Origin of the sequence: Citrobacter sp. RHBSTW-00986, from assembly GCF_013783065.1 — a bacterium.
GTDB lineage: Bacteria > Pseudomonadota > Gammaproteobacteria > Enterobacterales > Enterobacteriaceae > Citrobacter > Citrobacter braakii.
In genome coordinates, this window is record NZ_CP056200.1 from 4,758,711 (window position 1) to 4,776,200 (window position 17,490).

Below are 17,490 nucleotides of genomic sequence, written 5' to 3' on the forward strand. Positions count from 1 at the left end.
CTATGGCTTATCAATCGCAAGACATCATTCGTCGTTCCGCCACTAACGGTTTCACCCCCGCGCCTCAGGCGCGGGACCATCAGGAAGAGGTGGCGAAGCTTATCGACGTCACCACCTGTATCGGCTGTAAAGCGTGTCAGGTGGCGTGTTCAGAATGGAACGACATCCGTGATGAAGTGGGCAACAACGTTGGGGTGTACGACAACCCGGCTGATTTGACCGCTAAATCCTGGACGGTAATGCGCTTCTCGGAAGTGGAACAAAACGACAAACTGGAGTGGCTTATCCGCAAGGATGGCTGTATGCACTGCGCCGATCCGGGCTGCCTGAAAGCGTGTCCGGCCGAAGGAGCAATCATTCAGTATGCCAACGGTATCGTCGACTTCCAGTCCGAGCAGTGCATCGGCTGTGGCTACTGTATCGCGGGCTGCCCGTTCGACGTGCCGCGCCTCAACCCGGAAGACAACCGCGTTTACAAATGTACGCTGTGCGTTGACCGTGTAGTGGTCGGACAAGAACCAGCCTGCGTGAAAACGTGTCCAACCGGCGCTATTCATTTCGGCACTAAAGAGTCGATGAAAACGCTGGCCGGTGAGCGCGTGGCGGAGCTGAAAACGCGTGGTTACGAAAACGCGGGTCTGTACGATCCGGCAGGCGTTGGCGGTACGCACGTGATGTACGTATTGCACCATGCGGACAAGCCGAATCTGTACCACGGTCTGCCGGAGAACCCGGAAATCAGCGCCACCGTGAAGTTCTGGAAAGGCATCTGGAAACCTCTCGCAGCCGTCGGCTTTGCAGCGACATTTGCGGCCAGTATCTTCCACTACGTCGGCGTAGGCCCGAACCGTGCGGAAGAGGAAGAAGACAATCTGCATGAAGAAAAAGACGAGGTGCGCAAATGAAACGACGTGACACCATCGTGCGCTACACGGCGCCGGAACGCATCAACCACTGGATCACCGCCTTCTGCTTCATTCTGGCGGCAGTGAGCGGGATGGGTTTTCTCTTCCCGTCTTTTAACTGGCTGATGCACATCATGGGCACGCCGCAACTGGCGCGAATTGTGCACCCGTTTGTCGGCGTGATCATGTTTGCCTCGTTTATCATCATGTTTTTCCGTTACTGGCACCACAATCTAATCAATCGGGATGATATCTTTTGGGCGAAGAATATTCGTAAGATTGTCGTCAACGAGGAAGTAGGTGACACGGGACGTTATAACTTCGGCCAGAAATGCGTATTCTGGGCGGCGATTATCTTCCTGGTCCTGTTGCTGGTGAGCGGAGTGGTCATCTGGCGTCCGTATTTTGCGCCTGCTTTCTCAATCCCGGTGATCCGATTCGCGTTAATGCTGCATTCATTTGCCGCAGTAGCGTTAATTGTGGTTATCATGGTGCACATTTACGCCGCCCTTTGGGTGAAAGGCACCATTACCGCGATGGTGGAAGGATGGGTTACCAGCTCATGGGCGAAGAAACATCACCCGCGCTGGTACCGTGAAGTCCGCCAGAAACAGGAAAAGTCATCTGAATGAGTATTCGCATAATCCCGCAAGATGAGCTGGAGAAGAGCGAGAAACGCACGGCGGATATGATTCCGCCGTTATTATTCCCCAGACTCAAAAATTTGTATAACCGCCGCGCTGAACGTCTGCGCGAGCTGGCCGAGAACAACCCGCTGGGTGATTACCTGCGTTTTGCCGCGCTGATCGCTCACGCGCAGGAAGTGGTGTTGTACGACCACCCGCTGCAGATGGATCTGACCGCTCGCATCAAAGAAGCGAACGATCAGGGCAAACCGCCACTGGATATCCACGTTCTGCCACGCGACAAGCACTGGCAAAAACTGCTGCAATCGCTAATTGCTGAGCTGAAGCCGGAAATGAGCGGCCCTGCGCTGGCCGTGATCGAGAATCTGGAAAAAGCCTCGGAGCAGGAGCTGGAACTGATGGCCAGCGCGCTGTTTGCCTCCGATTTCGCCTCCGTCAGCAGCGACAAAGCACCGTTCATTTGGGCTGCCCTGTCGCTCTACTGGGCGCAGATGGCGAGCCTGATCCCCGGCAAAGCCCGTGCGGAATACGGCGAACAGCGTCAGTACTGCCCGGTGTGTGGTTCAATGCCGGTCTCCAGCATGGTGCAAATCGGTACCACTCAGGGGCTGCGCTATTTGCACTGCAACCTGTGCGAAACCGAGTGGCACGTGGTGCGCGTGAAGTGCAGCAACTGTGAGCAGAGCCGTGATTTGAACTACTGGTCGCTGGATAACGAACAGGCGGCAATTAAAGCTGAAAGCTGCGGCGATTGCGGGACTTACCTGAAGATTCTCTATCAGGAAAAAGACCCGAAAGTCGAGGCCGTAGCCGACGATCTCGCTTCACTGATGCTGGACGCACACATGGAGCAAGAGGGCTTTGCCCGCAGCTCCATCAACCCGTTCCTGTTCCCGGGTGAAGGGGAGTAAGTTCTTCGCTCTACCGGGCGGCGCAGGTCGCCCGGGTTATAACGTATACGGTGTGACCACGCCGGATATGCCTGCAAAATCCCTGGTATTACGCGTAACCAGTGTAAGACGATGAATCTGCGCAGTGGCCAAAATGATGGCATCCGGCAATTTCATCCCATATTCCTGCCTGATACTCACGCTTCGTTCAGCAATATCCTGTGAAACACCGATCACATTAAAAGCGCCTAGCGCAACGCGTGTGCGAGATTCCTGATGATATTTTTTTGCTCCCACCATCAACTCCATCCATGTAATGAGGCTGATTGCGTTCTGCGGCGGCCATGTTTCTATCGCTAGTTTTGCTTCACTTCGCCCGCTAAACAGGTCGATGAGGATGTTGGTATCAAAAAGCGCAGATCCTGTGACCATTACCATTCCTCACGGAGTTTACGCTGATAATCAACGCCATCTTCCTCACAACCTTGCCATAGCCCAAGAGCACGTGAAATTGTCGTTTCAGCTTGATCCTGCCTCTCAAGATACTGTTCAACAGCCTCCCGCAAAAGCTCGGCCCGCGGCAGATTACGCTGCACCTTGAGATCATCAAGACGTTTGATCACTTCGTCTGATAAATCGAGTAAAATTCTGCCCATATCCATCCCAGCCATCATACTCACATATACCTCCAGTATATCATTGGCGATTAATTTCCACACAACATACACCCGAGAAAAGCGAGAAAATAGCCTTCACGCGAACGATTTTTACTTTTGCGAGCCGCTTTCCAGAATCGTACACCCGTCACTTTTCCCATTCTCATTCGTGGCTATCCAGGTTATAAAACTGTATATCCATACAGATAAGGAAAATAATAAATGGCACTGGAAAGCGGGATTGCACAGCTGGTTGAGGCATTTATCGCGGCGGGACGCCCTTCTTCGCGCGAGCAAAATATTGATGAACGGAGAGCAGGCTACATTGCCAGCACGGTACTGGCAGGAGAAACTGAAACCCGCGTACAGGTTGAAGATATTGAACTCGATGCAATGACATTTCGCGTTGTTTCGCCGCGGGACGCCACGGGAAATCTACCCTGCGTTATCTATTATCACGGCGGCTGCTTTGTCAGTGGTGGATTCGCGACGCATGATAACCAGCTAAGGCAGCTCGCCTGGTACAGCGGCTGTCGGGTCATTGCGGTGCAGTATCGCCTTGCACCAGAGCATACTTTCCCGGCTGCACATAACGACGCTGAAACGGGAGCCAATATTATCTGGAAGTATGCCCAGAAACTGGGTGTCGATCGCGGCAGAATTACGCTTGCTGGCGACAGCGCGGGCGGGCATCTGGCGCTGGTCACCGCACTGCGCTTGAAAGCTGCCAATCAATGGCAACCTGCGCAGCTAATGCTGATTTACCCGATGCTGGACGCAACCGCCAGGTTTGAGAGCTACGACCGAAATGGGCAGGATTACATTATCACGCGTGACACGTTGCTTTCGGGCTACGAGATGTATTTGCCGCAAACCGACCTGCGGCATCCCGAAGCCAGCCCAGTCTGGCGTGAAGACTTCAACGGTCTGCCGCCCACGCACATCATTACAGCCGAATTCGACCCACTGCGCGATGAGGGTGAGGCCCTGTATCAACGGTTCCAGGAGCAGGGCGTGGAGTGCACCTGCCAACGCTATCTTGGCGTTATCCACGGATTTTTCCAGCTGGCAGGAGTGAGCCAGGCGGCACGAAATGTTATGCGAGATGTGGCCTGGCGCGTCGTAAATCCTGTATCAGGAAGACATGCTTGATTAATATTTTGTTTTCATCTTGAAAACTTAATTACCTTGCGTTATTTTGTTTTCAGGTTGAAAACCTTGTAATGGAACTACACCATGCATGTTATCAGCCGAAAACCTTTCAACGAGGCAATACTCCGTTTTCCAAACCACATGGCAGCACTCGTTGATTTGCTGAATATTTTAGAGAAAAAAATGTTCCACACTCCTGAAGAGATGAAGCAGTACATACCTTCACTGGATAATTTTAAATACAGAAATAAATGGTGGGTGATTAATGTTTCAGGTAACTGCTTGAGACTTATTGCCTATATTGATTTCAAACTGCAAAAGGTATTTGTGAAGCATATCGTTCACCATGCCGAGTATGACAGACTAACCACATACTATCGGGGTCACAAAGAATGAGAACGCATGAAAGCCATCAGATAGACACAGCCAGTGTAAAATTGATGATTGATACCTTTACCGATGCAGTGAAAAAAATCCCCCTGTTAGGCAAAGAACAAAATGAGGCAGAGTACCGAAAAGCACTCGCTTTGGTGGAATTTCTGGTTGATCGTGACGACCTGGAAAACCCGTTGTTTGAGCTGCTTTCAGCTCGGATCCGCGACTACGAAAAACATGCGCCTGAGTTCAGTGCCCTCAACCAACAACTGGAACATACTCCTCATGGCGTTGCGTTACTGCGTACGCTCATGGATCAATATGGTCTCAAAGCAGCAGATCTTGCCAACGAACTTGGTTCAAAATCCAATGTCAGCAACATCTTGAATGGTCGCAGAGCACTGACTGTAAGTCATATTAAAATGCTCGCAGAACGCTTTAACCTTCCAGCAGACGCATTCATCGAGTAAAGAGGATCCCCTCTGACCTACTCTTCCTCATTCCCGCCCTCTTCATATGCGCCAAACGGTTTCGCGGGTAGCACAATGTAGGTACCTTCAAATACGACGCCCGGCGTGTCATCGCCAAACACCCCGACCTGCATCTGAACGCGCGCCTTGCGGCCTCTTGCCAGACGGTCCAGGTCACCGCTCAGCGAGCCCAGATCGGCAATAGCGGTAGGTTTCCCGGTAATTGGCCTGCTGTATCGGATATGCGCGTCGGCGAGGATTATCGTCCCCCCCAGATGACGCTCGCGCAGCATCAGCCAGATAAGCCCCCAGCCCGTTAACGTCGCCAGTGAAAACAGGCTTCCGGCAAACAGCGTATGGTGCGGGTTCTGATTACCTGTCTCTGGCATCGTAGTAATAAATTTCTGCCCGGTGTACTGCTGAATGCGCACGCCCATTTTCTCACTCAATGGAATATGTTCGTACCAGGCTTGCTGTAGCTGTCCGCACCAGTCCCCGCGATGGAGAATGTCGTCCAGCGTTGCGATGGGTTTAATCATCAAAAAATGGCGCACCGGCGTGGTTTGTGGCGTGGTAATTTCGCCCTGACTCACAAACCCCAGTTTGGCGAAAAATTCGACCGCATCTTCACGGGCGCTACAGGTTACGCGCTTTACCCCTTCCTGACGCGCCACAGACTCCAGGGTCATCGCCATCAGCGTGCCCAACCCTTTCTCCTGCACAGAGGGGTCAACGGCCATAAAGCGTATGGAGGCTTCGTTATCCGCATTGATATACAGACGCCCAACCGCGACCAGATTTCCCTCTTCGTCCACCACCATCTGGTGATGCGCCATCGCGTCCCAGGCATCCCGTTCGGAGCCTTTGGGCTGGTGCAACGGTTTACGCAACATCTCCCAGCGAAACTGGTAGTAACGCTCCAACTCTTCTTCTGTTTGCGGTACTCGAAGGTGATACATAGTCGTATTCTCTCTTGTTGCCCGCGGCCACACCGGTAGCTGGTTCATACTTGTAACCAGAACGTCACGGGGCCATCATTAACCAGTGAAATCTGCATATCCGCAGCGAATCGACCGGTTTGCGTATTCATTTCCTGTTGGCGGCAACGCTCAACAAAGTATTCATACAGCGCTTCTGCCCGCTCGGGTGCAGCGCCTTTCGAAAACCCCGGGCGCATGCCACGTTCGGTATCTGCCGCCAGCGTGAACTGTGAAACCACCAGCACACTGCCACCTGATTGCTGCACGTTGAGGTTCATTTTTCCTTCGGCATCGCTAAAGATTCGATAGCCGAGTACGCGCTCGCACAGACGGTTCGCTTTCTGTTCGTCATCATCCCTTTCGACACCTAACAGGACCAAAAGTCCTGGGCCAATTTCACCCGTCACCTCGCCCTCCACGGTGACGCTGGCACGGGTTACGCGCTGAATTAATGCAATCATGGTTGATCTGCTTCTTCTTGTTCTGCGGCTTGTTTAAGTTTGCGGTATTCCCCGAGAGTGACAGTTATTTCCGCGCCTAGCAAGACGATACACCACGTCCAGTATACCCAGACAAATAAAATGGGGATCACCGCCAGGACACCGTAAATGAGCTGATACGACGGGAACATCGTGATGTAGAGCGCAAATCCTTTCTTTCCGGCCTCGAACAACACGGCGGCCACAAAGGCGCCAATAACCGCATCACGATTGGGCACACGCGTAGTCGGTACAATGCTGTAAAGCAGCCAGAACGAGAGCCAGGAAAGCACCAGAGGGAAAATACGCAAGACGTCATCAATCACCGAGTTGAGATCGCTGGCCCAGCGCAATGACAACAAATAAGAGCTGATCGCCAGACTAGCCCCCGCCAGCAGCGGCCCCAGCGTTAAAATCATCCAGTAGACGGCGAAAGAGTAAACTTTGGGACGAGTGCGCTTACTGCGCCAGATAGTATTCAGAGCATTATCAATGGCATACATCAGCAATAACGCCGTGACAATCAGCCCACATGCCCCAACGGCCGTCATTTTGTTCGAGTTGGCGACAAACTGTTCGATATAACGCTGGATGACGTCTCCCGTCGCCGGGATAAAGTTTGCAAAAATAAAATGACGTAGCTGGGCACTGACGTCGGAAAACATCGGAAATGCGGCGAAAAGAGCAAACACAACGGCGATAAGCGGCACTAATGAGAGCAGCGAAACGTAGGCAAGATTCCCTGCCAGCGTCGTCATGTTGTCCTCATCAATCCGCTGCCATAGTAGCTTCAGCCAGGCCCGTACAGGACGCGTATGGTGCCTGGCTTGATGCTGAACATTTTTTAGCATAACAACTTCGCGAAATAGTCAGGAATGGTCGTTTTATCGACGACCTGGATACTGGTAATCCCTAACCGGTTAGCTCCTTCAATATTATCGGCGTTGTCGTCAAAAAAGACCGCATCGTCCGCAGAAAAACCTTCAGACTGCAGGACATGCTGGTAAATCCGCGCTTCCGGTTTTCGCATGCCCAGATCCTGGGAAAGATAAATATGGTCAGCAGCCTGACGAATTTCAGGATATTCATCCGGCCAAAATGTTGTGTGCAGACGGTTAGTATTCGACAAAACGACCACCCGATGCCCCTGCTCACGCAGTTTATGCATGATGTCGATGACTTCAGGGCGCAATGCCACAAAAACGGCCTGCCAGCCGTGAGAGAACTGCTCGTAACTTAGCGGCAGTGCCATGTCATGACATAGCGCCTCGGCAAAGGCTTCATCCGTTATTTCACCTCGCTCATGCTGGTGAAAAGCCTCCCCCATGGTGAAACTTTGCTTCAGCGAGGCCAGCGGTACACTGCTCAGATCGCTCCATGTGCCCAACACGCGGTTGAAGTCGATATCGACAATCACATTACCTAAATCAAAGATATAGAGCATGCCCTTCTCCTTATTCGCCGTGGATGAATAACTGTAGCGGGAAAGGAGAAGTTTGACTATGTGAGAGTGATGGCTTCGAACTTATCGAGCCATCATCTGAGGAATTACACGGCCAAAGCATCATCTTGTGAAGGACTCACCTGCACAATTTCAACCTGTTGTGACTGGAGTAAATTATGCAATGCGGGACCTGGGTATTCATCGGTAAACAGCGCGGTCACCTGAGAGACGTTACCAATTTCTACCGCGGCAGAAGCCGTATATTTCGTATGATCCGCTGCCAGCAGAATGTGTCTTGAGTGCGACATCATCGTTTTCACTACGCTGGCTTCATTGACATCAAACTCCAGCAGCGCGCCATCACTTTCGATCGCGCCAACGCTGGTTACCAGGTAGTCGGCCCTAAAATCAGCGACAAATGCCGAGGCAGAAGGACCAATGATGCCACTGTTGTGCGGGCGTAACGTTCCCCCCGGCACCATGACTTCAAAACGTGGATTGTTATAAAGAATGTGCGCCACGCGCAGACTGTTGGTGATAATGCGCAAATGATTATGGTTTAACAGCGAGCGGGCCACCTGCTCAACGGTGGTGCCAATGGTAATAAACACCGTTGACCCATCGGGAATGTAGTCCGCCACCGCTTCCGCGATGGCTTTTTTCTCCTCCGTCCAGGAGACTTCACGCTGCTCAAACGCCGTATTCACCACGCTGGAGGCTCTACCCGCGCCACCATGATGACGCGTAATTAATCCCTGCTCGCTGAGTTTACGAATATCACGACGCACGGTCTGCGTGGACACGTCCAGCAGGCTGGCCAGCTCGTCGATATTCATATAACCGCGCTCGCTAATCAGCATAAGCAGTTGATCGTGTCGCGGGTTACCGGTCAGTTCGGTAAGACTCATGAAATTTCCTCGAAAAACCATTGCCCTGGCATTTTATACAAAAAGTGACAGAAAAGATCGGGTTTGATCACAGTCAGGGATTCCGGCCCTTCCTCCCGGACGCGTACATTTTAGCGCAGCAACTCCGCTGGCGAACCTGACGGCCTCTTCCGGGAGGTCGCCGCCGGCCAGGCTAAACGCGAGCGCACCATGGAAAACATCCCCCGCCCCCGTAGTGTCAACAACGTCGACTTTAAATCCAGATTGATGCTGCAACGTATTATTTTTTATCCAGTCACAGCCTGCACTGCCACGCGTTACATAAACGTGACCATTTGTGAGCGTTTGTGCTTGTTTCAGTCCGGCTTCAGGATCGTTTATCCCGGTTAAACGCGCCAGACCGGGTTCAGAAAACGCAGCATGATCGCTTAACGCCACCAGCTCGCGGATATCTTGTGGCGTTACGTCACCATCCAGTACCGTCATCACTCCCGCCCGACGCGCCAATGTGAACGCCTGCCTGGCCCCTTCGTGCCAGCGAACATCCGCCAACACCACATCCCACTGGGTAAAATCGATCTCATTGAGCCAGTCAGCATCATGCAGTAAATCCGGGCTGGGATAGTTAACGATAATCCGTTCCCCTTGCGCATCAACCATAATTGCCGATTGTGAAGACTTCGCCCCCGCGTAGCGCCGGGAATAGCGGGTATTTACCCCCAGGGACTCCAGCTCCGCCAGCAAGCTATTTCCGGTGTCGTCATCGCCCACACGGCCAATAAAGTCCACCTTAGCGCCCAGCTTCGCTGCAGCCACTGCGGCCGTTGCAGCAGGCCCGCCGCCCACTTCCGTATAACGCTTCGCCACATACTTACCTCCTTCAGTCGGTAAACCTTCCACGTAATAGATGCGATCCATCACGGCAATACCTACACAAGCAATACGAATCATGGTCGTTCCTTAGGCGTTTCAAGATGGGATCATTTTAATTTCACAAAATGTTTAAAAAGTGACGGCTGTCAATTTTTTGACCATAAATTACAAATACGATCAAAAACAGACAGAAACAAACGACCTTAAATGACAAAAAATGACATCCACGTCTCAGGAGAACGTTATGGCAGTTATAGCATTTATCGGATTAGGTCAGATGGGTTCACCCATGGCGAGCAACTTGCTGAAGCAGGGTCATCAACTCAGCGTCTTTGACGTTAACCCGGATGCCGTTCAGCGCCTGGTGGAAAAAGGAGCACAGCCTGCCAGTAGCCCGGCTCAGGCAGCAAAAGGTGCAGAATTTGTCATCACCATGCTGCCAAACGGCGATCTGGTGCGCAGCGTATTGTTCGGCGAGCAGGGTATTTGCGAAAGCCTCTCACAGCAGGCGTTAGTAATTGATATGTCGACTATTCACCCACTGCAAACCGATAAACTCATCGCCGATATGCGTGCCAAAGGCTTCGATATGATGGATTGCCCGGTTGGACGCACCTCCGATCACGCCATAGCGGGAACGCTGTTGCTGCTGGCAGGTGGAACGGCACAGCAGGTAGAACGCGCCACACCGGTTCTGATGGCGATGGGTAATGAATTGATCAATGCAGGTGGTCCCGGCATGGGGATCCGCGTGAAGCTCATCAACAACTACATGAGTATCGCGCTAAACGCCCTCTCTGCCGAAGCCGCCGTGTTGTGCGAGGCACTTGGTCTCTCCTTCGATGTGGCTTTGCAAGTCATGAGCGGCACCCCCGCCGGAAAGGGCCACTTCACTACCTCCTGGCCGAACAAAGTGCTGAAAGGCGATCTTTCCCCGGCTTTCATGATCGATTTAGCTCACAAGGATCTTGGCATCGCCCTGGACGTTGCCAACCAATTGCACGTGCCGATGCCGCTCGGCGCCGCTTCCCGCGAAGTCTATAACCAGGCACGCGCCGCTGGCCGTGGCCGGGAAGACTGGACCGCAATACTCGAGCAGGTTCGGACATCTGCCGGACTGAATTCCCAACTTTGATAAGTAAAAGGACTGAACAATGACCAAGTACACCCTGAAAGATATCACCCGAGCTTCCGGCGGGTTTGCCATGCTGGCGGTCGATCAGCGCGAAGCCATGCGCTTAATGTTTGCCGCCGCGGGTGCAAAATCCCCGGTCAATGACAGCGTGCTGACCGATTTCAAAGTCAATGCGGCGAAGATCCTTTCCCCCTATGCCTCCGCCATTCTGGTCGATCAGCAGTTCTGCTACCGCCAGGTTGTAGAGCAAAACGCGGTCGCCAAAAACTGCGCCATGATTGTGGCCGCTGATGAGTTCATTCCGGGTAACGGTATTCCGGTCGATAGCGTGGTGATTGATAAAAAAATCGACCCGCAGACCGTGAAGCAAGATGGTGCCAAGGCCCTCAAACTGCTGGTGCTGTGGCGTAGCGATGAAGATGCCCAACAACGTCTTGATATGGTGGGAGAATTCAATGAACTATGCCATTCCAATGGTCTGCTGAGCATCATCGAGCCGGTTGTTCGCCCACCACGTCGTGGCGATAAGTTCGATCGTGAACAGGCCATTATCGATGCCGCGAAAGAACTGGGTGATAGCGGTGCCGATCTCTACAAGGTCGAAATGCCTCTGTACGGCAAAGGAACCCAACAAGAGCTGCTTAGCGCCTCTCAGCGCCTGAATGAAAACATCAACATGCCGTGGGTCATTCTCTCCTCCGGTGTGGATGAAAAACTGTTCCCACGCGCGGTCAGCGTAGCAATGACCGCTGGCGCATCCGGCTTCCTGGCCGGACGTGCGGTCTGGTCATCCGTGGTTGGCCTGCCGGATACCGAACTGATGCTGCGTGATGTTTCCGCACCTAAGTTGCAGCGTCTGGGCGATATCGTCGATGAAATGATGGCCCGGCGCTAAGAGGATCTCAGAATGAAATGGTTTAACACCCTAAGCCACAACCGCTGGCTGGAGCAGGAAACAGACCGCATCTTTAACTTTGGTAAGAACGCTGCGGTACCTACCGGATTTGGCTGGCTGGGAAACAGTGGTCAGGTCAGAGCAGATATGGGGACACATCTGTGGATCACCGCCCGCATGCTGCACGTCTACTCCGTTGCCGCGTCAATGGGACGGCCTGGCGCATACCAACTCGTCGATCACGGCATTAAAGCGCTGAACGGTGCGCTACGCGACACACGCTACGGCGGTTGGTACGCCTGCGTGAATGACGAAGGCGTGATGGACGCCTCCAAGCAGGGTTATCAGCATTTCTTCGTCTTGCTCGGCGCGGCAAGCGCGGTCACTACCGGTCATCCACAGGCCAGACAATTGTTGGATGATGCCATCGAGGTGATTGAAAAGTACTTCTGGAGCGAAGACGAGCAGATGTGCCTGGAGTCCTGGGACGAAGCCTTCAGCCAGACGGAAGATTACCGTGGCGGTAACGCCAACATGCACGCGGTCGAGGCTTTCCTGATCGTTTATGACGTTACCCATGACCGTAAATGGCTCGATCGCGCACTGCGAATTGCTTCGGTGATTATTCACGACGTGGCCCGCAGCGGGGAGTATCGCGTCAACGAGCACTTCGATTCACAGTGGAACCCAATCCGCGATTACAACAAGGATAACCCTGCTCACCGTTTCCGCGCATACGGCGGCACGCCGGGCCACTGGATCGAATGGGGCCGTCTGATGCTGCATCTGCATGCCGCGTTGGAAGCCCGCTTCGAAACGCCTCCCGCCTGGCTGCTGGAAGATGCCAAAGGCTTGTTCCACGCCACCATCCGTGATGCCTGGGCACCGGACGGTGCGGATGGTTTTGTCTATTCGGTGGACTGGGACGGTAAACCAATCGTTCGCGAAAGAGTGCGTTGGCCGATAGTCGAAGCCATGGGTACCGCCTATGCCTTGTATACCCTCACCGGCGACAGCCAGTACGAAGCCTGGTACCAGAAGTGGTGGGATTACTGCATCACCTATCTGATGGACTACGAGACCGGTTCATGGTGGCAGGAGTTGGACACCGATAACAAAGTGACCACCAAAGTCTGGGACGGTAAGCAGGACATTTATCACCTGCTGCACTGCCTGGTAATCCCGCGTCTACCGCTGGCTCCGGGCCTTGCTCCGGCGGTTGCTGCCGGTCTTCTGGATATCAACGCCAAATAAGTCACAAGGATAGCAGCCATGCATAGTGGTGGAAAAACCATTCATCTTCAGGCCGGACACTACCAGGCGAAAATCGTCACGGTTGGCGCTGGGCTAGCAGAATTGATGCATCGTGGGCGTCACATCGTTATTCCACATAAGCCGGAAGAGATGCCGCAGGCGCATTTAGGAAAAGTGTTAGTCCCATGGCCAAACCGCGTTGCAGACGGCTGCTATCAACATAACGGCAAGACCTTCCAGCTTGCCGTTAACGACCCTATTTCGCATACCGCCATTCACGGGCTGTTGGCCTGGCGGGACTGGCAGATTAACCAGCAGTCGGCATCGGAAGTGTCGCTGATGATTTTTCTGCCGCCCTCTTATGGTTATCCCTTTTCATTACTGGTTGAAACAACATATCGCCTTGATGCAATAAGCGGTCTGCACATTTTTATTACTACGCTGAATATTGGTGATGAATCAGCGCCTTATGGTTCTGGCGCTCATCCCTATTTGACCTGTGGTCTTGAGAAGATAGATAGCTGTACGCTCACTCTTCCGACAGATGAGGTCTTTGACATTGATACCCTGGAAACGCATCGCGTTGAGAATACCGCGCTGAATTTCACCACGCCGCGCCCTGTCGCTGCAACGCAGATCGATCACACCTTTAAAACCCCTGTGTCCGGGCGTGAATGGGAAGTCAGCATGTTCAGTGCAACGAAAAATATGACGACGTACTTACGTTGCGACCAGCCGTGGCTACAGATTTACAGCGGCGAGAAATTACACCGTCTGGGGATTGCCGTAGAACCCATGACCTGCCCGCCAGATGCCTTTAATTCAGGCATCAGTCTTATCTCTCTGGCACCCGGCGAGATGCATCGGATGCATTTTTTAATCGGTGCCGAATAACCTTATCCCAAAACAAAAATTACCGAATTACCCTATTTTTACGGAGACGATAATGAATTCGCTACAACAACGGTCAACCGCTTTAGAACTAACGACGTTACAGAATGGCTTTACGCTGACATACCACCAGCGCCTGATTTTACGTCACAGCACAGAAACCCCCTGCCTGTGGATCGGCGCTGGCGTTGCCGATATTGATATGTTCCGCGGCAACTTCAGCATTAAAGACAAGCTCAATGAGAAGATTGCCCTGACCGACGCCACGGTCAGCGAGTCGCCTGACGGCTGGCAGGTGCATTTCAGTCGCGGTAACACCATCAACGCCACGCTGCACATCTCCACCGATGAACAGGGTCGCCTGAAGCTGGATCTGCACAACGATGACCTCAGCCATAACCGCATCTGGCTGCGTCTGGCTGCCAACCCGGACGATCATATTTACGGCTGCGGTGAACAGTTCTCTTATTTCGACTTACGCGGTAAACCGTTCCCACTGTGGACCAGCGAACAGGGCGTGGGCCGTAACAAAAATAGCTATGTCACCTGGCAGGCAGACTGCAAAGAAAATGCCGGTGGTGACTACTACTGGACCTTTTTCCCGCAGCCGACCTTCGTCAGCACGCAGAAGTACTACTGCCACGTTGATAACAGCTGCTATATGAATTTCGACTTCAGCGCACCGGAGTATCACGAACTGGCATTGTGGGAGGACAAAACCACTCTGCGATTTGAATGCGCTGACACCTACATCTCTTTACTGGAAAAACTAACCGCGCTGTTAGGACGCCAGCCGGAGCTGCCAGACTGGATCTACGATGGCGTCACGCTCGGTATTCAAGGCGGTACTGAGGTTTGCCAGAACAAACTGGACACCATGCGTAACGCAGGCGTGAAAGTAAACGGCATCTGGGCGCAGGACTGGTCCGGGATCCGCATGACCTCCTTTGGCAAACGCGTGATGTGGAACTGGAAGTGGAACAGCGACAACTATCCTCAGTTGGATAGCCGTATTAAGCAGTGGAAAGAAGAAGGCGTGCAATTCCTCTCCTACATCAACCCGTACGTCGCCAGCGATAAAGATCTCTGCGCTGAAGCGGCTGCGCACGGTTATCTGGCGAAAGATTCCTCTGGCGCTGACTATCTGGTTGAGTTTGGCGAGTTTTACGGCGGCGTGGTGGACCTGACCAACCCTGAAGCCTACGCCTGGTTCAAAGAAGTCATCAAAAAGAACATGATTGAGCTGGGATGCGGCGGTTGGATGGCCGACTTTGGCGAATACCTGCCAACCGACACTTACCTGCACAATGGCATTAGCGCTGAAATTATGCATAACGCCTGGCCTGCGCTGTGGGCGAAATGTAACTACGAAGCGTTACAGGAGACTGGCAAGCTCGGCGAGATCCTGTTCTTTATGCGTGCGGGCTACACCGGCAGCCAGAAATACTCCACCATGATGTGGGCAGGCGATCAGAACGTTGACTGGAGCCTTGACGACGGTCTGGCTTCCGTCGTTCCTGCAGCGCTGTCACTGGCGATGAGCGGTCATGGTCTGCACCACAGCGATATCGGCGGCTACACCACCCTATTTGAAATGAAACGCAGCAAAGAGCTGCTGCTGCGCTGGTGTGACTTTAGCGCCTTCACGCCGATGATGCGCACCCACGAAGGTAACCGCCCTGGCGATAACTGGCAGTTTGATGGTGATGCTGAAACCATCGCTCACTTTGCTCGTATGACCACCGTCTTTACCACCCTTAAACCGTATCTGAAACAGGCGGTCGCGCAAAACAGCGCTACCGGTCTGCCGGTGATGCGCCCGCTATTCCTACATTACGAAGACGATGCACGGACCTACACCCTGAAATATCAGTACCTGCTGGGACAGGATGTGTTGGTTGCGCCGGTTCACGAACAGGGGCGCAGCGACTGGACGCTGTACCTGCCGGAGGATAGCTGGGTCAACATCTGGACCGGGGAAACTTACCAGGGCGGTGAAATTACCGTGGATGCGCCTATTGGCAAGCCTCCGGTGTTTTATCGCGCGAAGAGTGAATGGGCGTCACTGTTTGCCACTTTACGCAACATCTAATGCGGCTCGCCCGCGGGGAAACTCGCGGGCATATGGAGAATAATAATGAGTCAGACTTCCTCTAATCCGGCAACCCTACGCTTGCCGTTCAAAGAAAAACTCGCCTATGGGATGGGTGATTTAGGCTCCAATATCCTGCTGGATATTGGTACGCTCTATTTACTCAAGTTTTATACCGATGTCCTTGGTTTACCAGGAACTTATGGCGGTATCATTTTCCTCATCGCCAAGTTTTTTACCGCGTTTACCGATATGGGCACTGGGATTATGCTTGATTCCCGCCGCAAAATCGGCCCGAAGGGAAAATTCCGTCCGTTCGTTCTTTATGCCGCATTTCCGGTTACCTTGCTGGCGATTGCAAACTTTGTCGGTACTCCGTTTGAAGTAACCGGTAAAACGGTCATGGCAACGGTGCTGTTTATGCTGTACGGATTGTTTTTCAGCATGATGAACTGCTCTTATGGTGCGATGGTTCCCGCGATTACGAAAAATCCTGACGAACGCGCGTCGCTTGCCGCCTGGCGGCAAGGTGGCGCAACCCTTGGTCTGTTGCTGTGTACCGTCGGCTTTGTTCCCGTAATGAACCTGATCGAAGGCAACTCGCAGCTGGGTTATATCTTCGCCGCCACGTTGTTTTCTCTGTTTGGCCTGCTGTTTATGTGGCTCTGCTATGCCGGGGTAAAAGAACGCTACGTGGAAGTGAAACCCGTTGATGCCGCGCAAAAACCGGGATTGCTGCAATCCTTTCGCGCCATCGCCGGTAACCGCCCGCTGTTTATTCTGTGCATTGCCAACCTTTGCACGCTTGGCGCGTTTAACGTCAAGCTGGCAATACAGGTCTACTACACCCAGTACGTTCTTAATGACCCGATCCTCCTTTCCTGGATGGGCTTTTTTAGCATGGGTTGTATCTTCATCGGCGTCTTCTTGATGCCTGGCATGGTCAGACGTTTCGGCAAGAAAAAAGTCTACATCGGCGGTTTGCTGATTTGGGTGGCGGGCGATCTGCTTAATTACTTCTTTGGCGGCGGCTCCGTCAGCTTTGTCGCCTTCTCCTGCCTGGCGTTCTTTGGCTCGGCATTCGTCAACAGCCTGAACTGGGCGCTGGTATCGGACACGGTGGAATATGGCGAATGGCGTACCGGCGTACGCTCTGAAGGTACGGTATACACCGGTTTCACCTTCTTCCGTAAAGTGTCACAAGCGCTGGCAGGATTCTTCCCGGGATGGATGCTGACGCAAATCGGCTACGTCCCCAATGTGGTGCAATCTGCAAGTACGGTCGAAGGATTGCGTCAGTTGATCTTTATTTATCCCTGCGCCTTGGCGGTGATCACCATTGTAGCTATGGGCTGTTTCTACAACCTTAACGAGAAGATTTATGTCCGCATCGTTGAAGAGATAGAAGCGCGTAAACAACCCGTTTGATAATAATAATGAATAGCGCTCTACGGGGCGCTATTGA

Annotated in this window: 20 protein-coding genes; 12 read left to right on the top strand and 8 right to left on the bottom strand. The window is 52.9% G+C overall.

Features of this window, described 5'->3' with window-relative positions:
- Positions 1–2: 2 nt before the first annotated feature.
- From fdoH to fdhE, 3 genes are read left to right on the top strand one after another with little or no spacing between them, the layout of a single operon-like run.
- Positions 3–905 carry a formate dehydrogenase O subunit beta gene (gene fdoH / locus HV345_RS22910; RefSeq protein ID WP_003028691.1) on the top strand — a complete coding sequence of 301 codons (903 nt, stop codon included), beginning with the start codon at positions 3–5 and terminating at the stop codon, positions 903–905.
- A complete protein-coding gene (gene fdoI, locus HV345_RS22915) occupies positions 902–1,537 on the top strand; it encodes a formate dehydrogenase cytochrome b556 subunit (RefSeq protein ID WP_003028686.1) in 636 nt (211 codons plus the stop codon). The genes fdoH and fdoI overlap by 4 nt, the downstream gene beginning before the upstream one ends.
- On the top strand, positions 1,534–2,463 hold the full coding sequence (gene fdhE / locus HV345_RS22920; RefSeq protein ID WP_003028685.1) for a formate dehydrogenase accessory protein FdhE: 930 nt from the start codon (positions 1,534–1,536) through the stop codon (positions 2,461–2,463). The genes fdoI and fdhE overlap by 4 nt, the downstream gene beginning before the upstream one ends.
- A gap of 36 nt (positions 2,464–2,499) precedes the next feature.
- On the opposite strand, the gene HV345_RS22925 is transcribed toward fdhE, so the two are convergent.
- Together HV345_RS22925 and HV345_RS22930 are read right to left on the bottom strand one after the other, a co-directional pair.
- On the bottom strand, positions 2,500–2,874 hold the full coding sequence (locus HV345_RS22925; RefSeq protein WP_016155182.1) for a type II toxin-antitoxin system VapC family toxin: 375 nt from the start codon (positions 2,872–2,874) through the stop codon (positions 2,500–2,502).
- Complete coding sequence (locus HV345_RS22930) at positions 2,874–3,116, bottom strand: CopG family transcriptional regulator (protein WP_016155181.1); 243 nt, start codon at positions 3,114–3,116, stop codon at positions 2,874–2,876. The genes HV345_RS22925 and HV345_RS22930 overlap by 1 nt, the downstream gene beginning before the upstream one ends.
- A gap of 204 nt (positions 3,117–3,320) precedes the next feature.
- On the opposite strand from HV345_RS22930, the gene HV345_RS22935 reads away from it, so the two are divergent.
- From HV345_RS22935 to HV345_RS22945, 3 genes are all read left to right on the top strand, one after another.
- Positions 3,321–4,250 (top strand): alpha/beta hydrolase, encoded by a 930-nt coding sequence (locus HV345_RS22935; RefSeq protein ID WP_181636098.1) that lies wholly within the window; start codon positions 3,321–3,323, stop codon positions 4,248–4,250.
- An 84-nt stretch (positions 4,251–4,334) separates the two neighbouring features.
- The gene (locus HV345_RS22940) at positions 4,335–4,646 is read left to right on the top strand and encodes a type II toxin-antitoxin system HigB family toxin (protein ID WP_019077936.1); all 312 of its coding nucleotides are present in this window, start codon (positions 4,335–4,337) and stop codon (positions 4,644–4,646) included.
- Positions 4,643–5,095 (top strand): type II toxin-antitoxin system HigA family antitoxin, encoded by a 453-nt coding sequence (locus tag HV345_RS22945; protein ID WP_094761751.1) that lies wholly within the window; start codon positions 4,643–4,645, stop codon positions 5,093–5,095. The genes HV345_RS22940 and HV345_RS22945 overlap by 4 nt, the downstream gene beginning before the upstream one ends.
- 17 nt (positions 5,096–5,112) lie before the next feature.
- Here HV345_RS22945 and fabY read toward each other — a convergent pair whose 3' ends face one another.
- The 6 genes from fabY to HV345_RS22975 form a co-directional block, all read right to left on the bottom strand.
- The gene (fabY, locus tag HV345_RS22950) at positions 5,113–6,054 is read right to left on the bottom strand and encodes a fatty acid biosynthesis protein FabY (RefSeq protein ID WP_003825286.1); all 942 of its coding nucleotides are present in this window, start codon (positions 6,052–6,054) and stop codon (positions 5,113–5,115) included.
- Between the two features lie 44 nt (positions 6,055–6,098).
- Positions 6,099–6,536 carry a D-aminoacyl-tRNA deacylase gene (gene dtd / locus HV345_RS22955; protein WP_149382140.1) on the bottom strand — a complete coding sequence of 146 codons (438 nt, stop codon included), beginning with the start codon at positions 6,534–6,536 and terminating at the stop codon, positions 6,099–6,101.
- The gene (locus HV345_RS22960; protein ID WP_181636099.1) at positions 6,533–7,405 is read right to left on the bottom strand and encodes a virulence factor BrkB family protein; all 873 of its coding nucleotides are present in this window, start codon (positions 7,403–7,405) and stop codon (positions 6,533–6,535) included. The genes dtd and HV345_RS22960 overlap by 4 nt, the downstream gene beginning before the upstream one ends.
- Positions 7,399–7,998, bottom strand: coding sequence for a glucose-1-phosphatase (gene yihX / locus HV345_RS22965; RefSeq protein WP_181636100.1), 600 nt, complete (start codon positions 7,996–7,998; stop codon positions 7,399–7,401). Before yihX ends, HV345_RS22960 begins: the two co-directional genes overlap by 7 nt.
- Positions 7,999–8,102: 104 nt before the next feature.
- Positions 8,103–8,906, bottom strand: coding sequence for a DeoR/GlpR family DNA-binding transcription regulator (locus tag HV345_RS22970; RefSeq protein WP_016155173.1), 804 nt, complete (start codon positions 8,904–8,906; stop codon positions 8,103–8,105).
- A 33-nt stretch (positions 8,907–8,939) separates the two neighbouring features.
- Positions 8,940–9,836: a sugar kinase gene (locus HV345_RS22975; protein WP_019077939.1), complete on the bottom strand. Its 897-nt coding sequence runs from the start codon at positions 9,834–9,836 to the stop codon at positions 8,940–8,942.
- A 166-nt stretch (positions 9,837–10,002) separates the two neighbouring features.
- Here HV345_RS22975 and yihU point away from each other — a divergent pair, with 166 nt between their 5' ends.
- The 6 genes from yihU to HV345_RS23005 are packed head-to-tail and all read left to right on the top strand — an operon-like array spanning position 10,003 to position 17,453.
- Positions 10,003–10,893, top strand: a complete 891-nt coding sequence (gene yihU / locus HV345_RS22980; RefSeq protein WP_181626731.1) for a sulfolactaldehyde 3-reductase — start codon at positions 10,003–10,005, stop codon at positions 10,891–10,893.
- A gap of 19 nt (positions 10,894–10,912) precedes the next feature.
- Positions 10,913–11,788: a sulfofructosephosphate aldolase gene (gene yihT / locus HV345_RS22985; protein ID WP_016155170.1), complete on the top strand. Its 876-nt coding sequence runs from the start codon at positions 10,913–10,915 to the stop codon at positions 11,786–11,788.
- A 12-nt stretch (positions 11,789–11,800) separates the two neighbouring features.
- A complete protein-coding gene (gene yihS / locus HV345_RS22990) occupies positions 11,801–13,042 on the top strand; it encodes a sulfoquinovose isomerase (RefSeq protein WP_016155169.1) in 1,242 nt (413 codons plus the stop codon).
- A gap of 18 nt (positions 13,043–13,060) precedes the next feature.
- On the top strand, positions 13,061–13,936 hold the full coding sequence (locus HV345_RS22995; RefSeq protein ID WP_181636101.1) for an aldose-1-epimerase: 876 nt from the start codon (positions 13,061–13,063) through the stop codon (positions 13,934–13,936).
- A 52-nt stretch (positions 13,937–13,988) separates the two neighbouring features.
- On the top strand, positions 13,989–16,025 hold the full coding sequence (locus HV345_RS23000) for an alpha-glucosidase (protein WP_181636102.1): 2,037 nt from the start codon (positions 13,989–13,991) through the stop codon (positions 16,023–16,025).
- 45 nt (positions 16,026–16,070) lie between these two features.
- A complete protein-coding gene (locus tag HV345_RS23005) occupies positions 16,071–17,453 on the top strand; it encodes an MFS transporter (protein ID WP_181636103.1) in 1,383 nt (460 codons plus the stop codon).
- Positions 17,454–17,490 lie beyond the last annotated feature (37 nt).